8 protein-coding genes are annotated in these 8008 nt (G+C 56.4%); 1 reads left to right on the top strand and 7 read right to left on the bottom strand.

Annotated elements, in window-relative coordinates; all coding sequences use genetic code 11:
• Nucleotides 1-224 (bottom strand): electron transfer flavoprotein subunit beta/FixA family protein (locus ELY38_RS18035; protein ID WP_422822327.1); only part of this gene is annotated, 224 nt, incomplete at its 3' end.
• 408 nt (nt 225-632) lie between these two features.
• Between ELY38_RS18035 and ELY38_RS18030 the strand changes: the two genes are divergently transcribed.
• Nucleotides 633-2297 carry an electron transfer flavoprotein-ubiquinone oxidoreductase gene (locus ELY38_RS18030; RefSeq protein WP_127063537.1) on the top strand — a complete coding sequence of 555 codons (1665 nt, stop codon included), beginning with the start codon at nt 633-635 and terminating at the stop codon, nt 2295-2297.
• Between the two features lie 44 nt (nt 2298-2341).
• Here ELY38_RS18030 and ELY38_RS18025 read toward each other — a convergent pair whose 3' ends face one another.
• From ELY38_RS18025 to tmk, 6 genes are read right to left on the bottom strand one after another with little or no spacing between them, the layout of a single operon-like run.
• A complete protein-coding gene (locus ELY38_RS18025) occupies nt 2342-4549 on the bottom strand; it encodes an ATP-dependent helicase (RefSeq protein WP_127063536.1) in 2208 nt (735 codons plus the stop codon).
• A complete protein-coding gene (locus ELY38_RS18020; RefSeq protein WP_127063535.1) occupies nt 4546-5118 on the bottom strand; it encodes a DUF1285 domain-containing protein in 573 nt (190 codons plus the stop codon). Before ELY38_RS18020 ends, ELY38_RS18025 begins: the two co-directional genes overlap by 4 nt.
• A gap of 59 nt (nt 5119-5177) precedes the next feature.
• Nucleotides 5178-5981 carry a TatD family hydrolase gene (locus ELY38_RS18015; protein ID WP_127063534.1) on the bottom strand — a complete coding sequence of 268 codons (804 nt, stop codon included), beginning with the start codon at nt 5979-5981 and terminating at the stop codon, nt 5178-5180.
• A gap of 37 nt (nt 5982-6018) precedes the next feature.
• Nucleotides 6019-6351 (bottom strand): PilZ domain-containing protein, encoded by a 333-nt coding sequence (locus tag ELY38_RS18010; RefSeq protein ID WP_127063533.1) that lies wholly within the window; start codon nt 6349-6351, stop codon nt 6019-6021.
• A 21-nt stretch (nt 6352-6372) separates the two neighbouring features.
• Nucleotides 6373-7362 (bottom strand): DNA polymerase III subunit delta', encoded by a 990-nt coding sequence (locus tag ELY38_RS18005; RefSeq protein WP_127063532.1) that lies wholly within the window; start codon nt 7360-7362, stop codon nt 6373-6375.
• On the bottom strand, nt 7353-8006 hold the full coding sequence (gene tmk / locus ELY38_RS18000) for a dTMP kinase (protein WP_127063531.1): 654 nt from the start codon (nt 8004-8006) through the stop codon (nt 7353-7355). The genes ELY38_RS18005 and tmk overlap by 10 nt, the downstream gene beginning before the upstream one ends.
• Between the last annotated feature and the right edge of the window lie 2 nt (nt 8007-8008).

Raw genomic sequence — 8008 nt, 5'->3', positions numbered from 1 at the left:
GCGGTACGCAGCTGTTCCTGGGCCGCTTTAGGGCCAATGGTGACCGCAACGACTTCGGTGGCCACGCCCTTCTCTTTCAGGCGCACGGCTTCTTCCACGGCGATTTCGCAGAAGGGGTTCATGGCCATTTTGACGTTGGTCAGGTCAACGTCGGAGTGATCCGCCTTGACGCGAATCTTGACGTTGTAATCGATGACGCGTTTAACCGCGACGAGTACTTTCATAGGTTCCTCGCTTGGCTTGGGGCAAAAGCCGTTAACCAAAGTCGGTACCCGCCCAGCGGACACCGCTTATAAAAAGATAGCCTCGCCAAGACGCTGGCGACGACCCGGATATTCATGCAAGCGTTTGATAGGTACGCAATAAAAAAACCCTACTAATCTGCCACAGCCTGCCTAATGGCAACAATACCTATTGGCGTACGCAATGGTCGAAGCTTTATGTCAAATTCGCCCTATGTTTTTCACCTTAAGTTTTAACCGTTTGGCGAGAAACGCTGCTTTTAACATCGTAGGCGTGACCTGACACAGGTATTATGCCTATCATGGAGCACAACCAGAAGCAAACGACCGTTTTAAATTAAGGCCGTGTTTTTATAAGGCACTGCACTTATGAGAATAAGGAGAAGCCAGGTGGAAAATATTGAACGCGATGTCATGGACTTCGATGTAGTGATTGTGGGCGCAGGGCCTTCCGGGCTTGCCGCTGCCTGCCGCCTGATGCAACAAGCCAATGAAGCCCAACAGGAACTGACCGTTTGTGTAGTGGAAAAAGGCTCTGAAGTCGGCGCCCATATTCTATCCGGCGCGGTTTTTGAACCCCGGGCGCTTGCCGAGCTGTTTCCAGATTGGCAGGAGCGCGGCGCGCCTTTAAACACGCCCGCCATTCGCGATGACGTTTACCTGCTCAAGGATGCGCAAAAGGCCCAGAAGCTGCCGAACTCACTGGTTCCCAAAAGCATGCATAATACTGGCGGGGATATGACTCGTTATGTGATCAGCGCAGGCAACCTGTGCCGCTGGCTGGCCGAGCAGGCAGAAGAGTTGGGCGTTGAAATCTTCCCCGGCTTTGCTGCCCAAGAAGTCATTATCGAAGATGAGGCCGTACGCGGCATCATCATTGGCGATATGGGTGTCGCTGCAGACGGTACGCCTAAAGATGGCTATATGCCTGGCATGGAGCTGCGCGCCAAATACACGCTCTTTGCTGAAGGCGCACGAGGCCATCTGGGCAAGCGACTGATCAAGCACTTCTCTTTGGATGCCGGGCGCGACCCACAACACTACGGGATTGGTTTGAAAGAGCTGTGGGATGTGCCCGCAGACAAGCATGAGCCGGGCCTGGTGGTGCATGGCTCAGGTTGGCCGCTGGATAAAAACACGCATGGCGGGTGGTTTTTATATCATGCCGAGAACCAGCAGGTGGTGGTCGGCTTGATCATGGATCTTTCCTACCAGAATCCATGGCTGTCGCCCTTTGACGAATTCCAGCGCATGAAGCACCACCCAGCACTAAGCCAGTATCTGGAAGGTGGCAAGCGTGTTGCTTACGGCGCCCGGGCGCTGACCAAGGGTGGTTTTAACTGCCTGCCCAAAATGACCTTTGCAGGTGGCCTATTGATTGGTTGTGATGCGGGTACCCTTAACTTCTCGAAAATCAAGGGCCTGCACACGGCCATGAAATCGGGGCTAGTAGCTGCAGAAAGCGTATTTGAAGCGCTCAAAGCCGGTGATGAAGGCGCCCAAGAGCTTATAAGCTTTACGCAGAAGTGGGAAGCCAGTTGGGCATACGCGGAGCTAAAAGAGAGCGCAAGTTTTGGGCCCGCCATGCATAAATATGGCACGGTAGGCGGCGGTGCCTATAACTTCGTCAATCAGCTGCTGGGCAATAAACTGCCCAACGTGCATGACACCACCACTGATCACGGTGCGCTGAAGCCGGCGGCTGAATTTGAAAAGATCAATTATCCCAAGCCTGATGGTAAACTCTCTTTTGACAAGCTGTCGTCGGTATTTCTCTCCAATACCAACCACGAAGAGGATCAGCCGTGTCATTTGCGTCTGGATGATCCTGAGATCCCCATCCAGCACAACCTGCCCAAGTTTGCCGAACCGGCTCAGCGCTATTGCCCTGCCGGAGTTTATGAAGTGGTCGAGGATAACGCAGGGCAACCGCGTTTCCAGATCAATTTCCAGAACTGCGTTCATTGCAAAACCTGCGACATTAAAGATCCGGCACAGAATATTACCTGGGTTGCCCCTGAAGGCGGCGGCGGTCCTAACTATCCAAACATGTAACTAATGTAACCCGCTAGACCTAGCGCCACCATGCCGCCAGCCACTTAGGCTGGTGGCGCAGGTGGCTCTAACCGCTCAATGGGTGCACGGCGGGCAATCAGCCGGCGCCGACCTGCCTGGACAAAACGAACATCAATTACCGGGTCTGATGGATTGCCTTCCACCGAAGCCACCTCACCCTCGCCAAATACCGCATGATGCAAACGCTGTCCGGGATAAAAGTGCTCACTTGGGCCATAGGTGGCCTTGGGTTCCTGAACATCCAGCACGCTTAGCGTAATATCGGCGCGCCCCAACCGCTCTAAATAGCGTTTCACAATCGCTGGCGAAGCAACGCGCAGCGTGGCGCTGGAAGGCGTTTCCTGAGCAAGGCACTCGGCCACGCGCATGCTGTCCTGCCAAGCGCTTTCAGCAATAAAGCGGCTTGGGCGATGCACCCCGCCGTCATGGAGTACCAAAAGCTGCTCTTCAGCGCGGGTAATCGCCACATAAAATAGCCGCCGCTCCTCTTCCAGGCGCTCATCGCTTAATGGGGTGTCCCGGCTATAGTGGGGGAAGTCCTCTTCATTGACACCGGCCACAACGACCAGCGGCCACTCCAGGCCCTTGGCACCATGCACAGTGGAGATCAATACGCCATCCGCCTGGTTTTCTACCGGACGCTCCAACAGCTCAATAAATGCGTCAGGGTCTTGCACGCTCTGGGCCTGCTCAATCAATACATCGAGAAGCCGCACATCCTCTTCGCCTTTATCACGTCGGGCGGCAGCCCTTTTTAGGGTCTTTTCAGCATCAATACTTTCCACCACATGACTCAGCAGTTTGGCAGGTGGCCAGGCGCTTAGTCGGGGCAGTTCGCAGAGTAGCGCCCAGCGTTTTTTCAGCGTGCGCCGTTGAAGTGGCTTTAGCTCGTTAAGCACAGGGTCATGCCGCTCTGGCCAGCTTTGCGTGGCCGCCAGCTGGTAGGCCAGGCGCTGTAGCCGGTCGCGGGCAACAAACGGCGTTGGTTGGGAAAGTAGCAAGAGAAGATGTTCAGGGTGGTGCAGCAATTCAGGCCGGCGCGAAAGCTTCAAATAGCCGACCAGCGCCTGCACCAGCGGCAGGCGAAACACAAACCGGTCTTCACGCAGCAGGCGAAAAGGAATTCCCGCCTGAAGAAGCGCCAGCTGGAAAGGCACCGATAGCGCCCAGCTACGCACCAGCAGGCTCGCCTGGTTGAATGCCCTCCCTTGGGACTTCCAGTCCATTAAGGCATCCAACAGTACAGAATTTCCCTGCCCAACCGAAACCTGTGTATTCGGATTATGCGCCGCCGCCAGACAGAGCTGATCAGGGCGGCGCTGGTTGGCCACAATGGCATGATTAGCGGTCAGCGCCAGCGCATGTCCATGGCGAAAGGTAGTGGAAAGCGGGTAGTCGGTTGCCTGTCCAAAGGTTGCGGTAAAATCCTCCAGCATGGTATCTGGCCGGGCACCGCGCCATTCATAAATACACTGATTGGCATCCCCTACCGCCATTACCGAGGCAGTATCGCCCGCTAATACCGCCAGAAGGCGCTGCTGAGCTGCATTGATATCCTGGTACTCGTCGATGATCACATGATCCAGAAACCCCTCCACCCGCTGACGCAGCGCGGTGTCGGCCTCCAATGCCTGAAGCGGCCGATACAGCAGATCGGCATAGGTCATCAGGCCTTCGTTTTCCAGCATTCTCTCCGCCTCGGCAAAGGCTGCGGGAAAGTAATCGGTATCGGGCTCAAAATTGAGCCGATCAAAGAGGGCATCAGGTGCGGCCATTTCAGCTTTTACCAGGTTACAAAAATGCGCCAGCGCCTCCAGCCGATCGCCCTCAATGGCAGCGTCGCGACGTTCAAGGCTGTCGCGCAGCACGTTCAGGCTCGCCTGGCGCAGCAGGCGCTCCAATTGCCAGTCGGCGGAAAGAAGACGGCGTGGCGTCAGCGCCCCCCAACGGCACAGGCTTTGGGTAAGGCGATGCCCCAACGAGTGAAAGGTACGCACAGCGGGCAGCGCCTGGCCAGCCGGCGCCATATTGACCAGCCGCTGATGAAAATCATCCCGCGCCGAACGGTTAAACATCAGCACCAGCATTCGCTTGGGTGCGACACCACTTTCCAGCAGGTGCAAGACGCGCGCGGCCATGGTGGTGGTCTTGCCAGCGCCCGCCACCGCCGCTACACGTGCATGGCCATCATGGTGATGGACAACGGCATGCTGTTCAGCGGTTAACTTCACGAAACCTCACTTGGCGGGTCATCGCTTGCATCGGCGTCAAGACAGCCCAAGGCATGCCAGCTTCCCGCACTCCAGATGCCGATTTCGCACTGGCCGCCAGCCAGCTCATGAGAACTTGAAGCCTCAACCAACTGATAAAATACGTGACGGTGCAGTCTGGCGGCCAAACCGTAGCGAACGGCAATTTCGGGCACCGACTCATTCTGAGGCGTTCGGCTGATCGCTAAGGAGTGCTCGGCATCCAGGCGTATTACATCGTCAAATTGGGTGGTTAACCACCAGGCATCGTCGTGAAAGTCAGCTTCTACGGCGATAAAAGGCAGGTCCTCTACCTGAATACGCCAGCGCTCAACGGGCGTCACTAGGCAGTAACCCTCAGGGTCACGGCGTAGAAGCGTGGACAACAAGCGCGCAATCGCAGGCCGGGCAAAGGGCTGCCCGTCATGCAGCCAGCTGCCGTCCGCCTGAATGACAATATCCATATCACCAGAAAGCGCGGGCTGCCATGTCTCTAATGGCGGAATGGTTGCCGCGTCTTGGCGCTGTTGAAGCAGTCGATCAATATTCATCGCACCCACCTGATACGTGCGCGGCTAACGGGCTAAACCAATCCGGCCCGGCCCAATGCCTACTTGACATGCTCTGGCGCATCCGGCACTGCCGCTTTAAACAGCTGATAGAAGTTGGCAGTGGTCTGCATGGCCACCTCATCTACGCTAATATCCCGTACCCTGGCAATACACTCGGCTACCTCGACCACCCAGGCTGGCTCATTGGGCTTGCCGCGATACGGCACAGGTGCCAGATAAGGGCTATCGGTCTCAATCAATAGACGATCAAGCGGCAGCAAGCGAGCCAACTCGCGCAATGGCGCTGCATTATTAAAGGTAATAATACCTGACAAGGAGATATAGAAGCCAAGCCGCACAGCTTCACGCGCCATCTCCATATCTTCGGTAAAACAGTGAAGCACCCCGCCCACTTTCGGGTCGCTGTACTCCCGTAGCAGGGCTAGTGTCTCTTCCTTGGCCTCACGCGTATGCACAATGACCGGCAACTCAAGCTCTCTAGCAGCCAGCAAGTGACGTTTGAAGCGTTCATGCTGAACATCAACCGGAACGCTTTCCCGGTAATGGTAGTCAAGCCCGGTTTCTCCAATCGCCACGGCACCGTACTGCTCAGCCGCCTCTTGTATATCGGTAACACTAGGTTCAATGGCCGGCGTATGTAGCGGATGAAGGCCTGCCGAAATGACGACATCATGGTGATCGCGGGCAATAGCGGCAAGCCCCGGCATATCATCCAGGGTAACGGAAATAGCCAGGAACTGGCTGACGTTTGCCGTGCGCGCCGCCTCAAGCGTGGCAGCCACATCACCTTGGTGGGTATGTTCAGACAAACGATCCAAATGACAGTGCGAATCAACAAACATGAACGTCTCGACAAAAATGGGGGTAAAGGCGTGTGGTTTAAAGTGTGTACGAAGGAACTTGAGCGTCCTGGCCCTTGAGCAGCGCATCAATGCGCTCGCAGAGGAAGCTATCTTGCAGGCTGAAGTGAACACCAATGCCTGGCGTACGCTGGTCGGCGACATTCTCTGGTGAGATCCATACCACCTCGCCCGCCACCTCAATTGACTGACCCTCACCCGGCAGGGTGAGCAACAAATGCACTTGGCTGCCTAGCTCATGAGGCGTCAGGGTAGGCACAAATAGTCCGCCGCGCTCTAAAAATGACATATAGGCTGCCTGCAGAGTGGCAACATCAGGCACGTGTATGGCAAAGGCTTTCTGGACACTCATAGCAACCTCGCACCCCATAAACTATGAACGCAGCAGTGCCGCCCAGCGTACCAGCCAGGCTTCTAACACCAGCTGCGGATTAGGATTAGCCCCTACGGCCAGAAGGCGGCGCTGTTCACGGGCATAATCCAATAAGCGGAACCAATCCTGAACGCGGCCGTTCTTCACTGCCTGACGATAAAGGGGCTCTAAATCGGGGTTATGCAGCGTTTTTGCATTACCTGAAATACCCAGGCGAATCAGATCTTCAAGCCAGGCGATACCGTACCACAGGATAGCGTCAATCGCTTGGCGGTCGAGTCTTGCCGCCTCTGACACCGGCTCTGCACCACGCACCAACTGCTCAAAGCAGTCATGAATCTGATGGCGTAGCGCCCGCTCTTCAGGCGAGGCCAGCTCAACGGCCAAAAGTGGCAAGCCACCCGATACCTGCCACCAGAAATGCGCCTCATCCTGGCTACCCAGCTTTTCAATCAACCAGCCACGGCATGCCTCGAACGCCACACTGGAAAGCGGCCATTGTTGGCAGCGGGAGCGAATGGTCGCCAGCATGCGCGATGGCACATCAGAAAGCAGGATAAACAGCGTTTTTGCCCCCGGCTCTTCGAGGCTTTTAAGTAACGCGTTGGCGGCCGCCACGTTCATGCCTTCTGCCGGTGACACTAAAATGACCCGATAGCCACCCTGCTGGGCCGTTTGGGATACAAACCGATTCACCTCACGGATAGGATCGATGCGTATCTGACGCTTGCCCTCCTCAGGGGAGACACGCATCAGATCAGGATGGTATCCCGAAGCCAGCATGGAACAGCTATGACAATGCCCGCATGCCGAACTGCTCTGCGGGCTAGCACACAGCGTACGTGCGATTAGTGCTTCAGCCAGCTGTTGTTTTCCCACCCCATGTGCGCCGCTGAGCAAGATGGCGTGGGGCATACGCCCCTCGTCAGCCAGGCGCACCAACTGCTGCCAAGTAGCTGCGTGCCAGGGCAGTACGCCGCTTAGCGCCATTGCGCCACCCGGCTGGCAACCACACGGTCAATATCTGCCTGCACATCGGCTAACGCCTGATGAGCATTAATCAATGCAAAACGGTTGGGCTCGGCACTGGCACGGGCTAAATAAGCATTACGAACCGCTTGAAAGAAACCGCCCTGCTCTTGCTCGAACCGGTCGCGCTGCTCTTTTTGACTGCTCAGCCGCGACTCAAGGCGCGCTTGAGCCGCGGTTAACGGCATATCTAGAAGCAGTGTCAGATCAGGCGCCAGTCCTTGCTGAACGAACGCCTCCAACTGGGCGATACGCTCAACCGCCACACCTCGCCCGCCGCCCTGATAAGCAAAGGTGGCGTCGGTAAAGCGGTCACATACCACCCACACGCCCCGCTTGAGAGCAGGCACGATTTTTTCAGCCAGATGCTGGGCACGCGCGGCGAACATCAATAAAAGCTCGGCGTCGGTATGCAGCGGCTCTTGAGGGCTCGGGTCCAGGAGCAGCGCCCGAATCGCTTCGGCGCGCGGCGTACCACCCGGTTCCCGTGTGCTTACCACCTCAATACCCTGCGCCTCAAGCGATGCAACTACAAACGCCATATTGGTGGACTTGCCTACACCTTCCCCACCTTCCAGGGTAATAAAGCGTCCCCGCTTAGTCATTG

Source organism: Vreelandella nanhaiensis (assembly GCF_003990185.1).
GTDB lineage: Bacteria > Pseudomonadota > Gammaproteobacteria > Pseudomonadales > Halomonadaceae > Vreelandella > Vreelandella nanhaiensis.
Note: the sequence above shows the minus strand (reverse complement) of the source record. Positions and strands in the feature narration are given on the sequence as shown.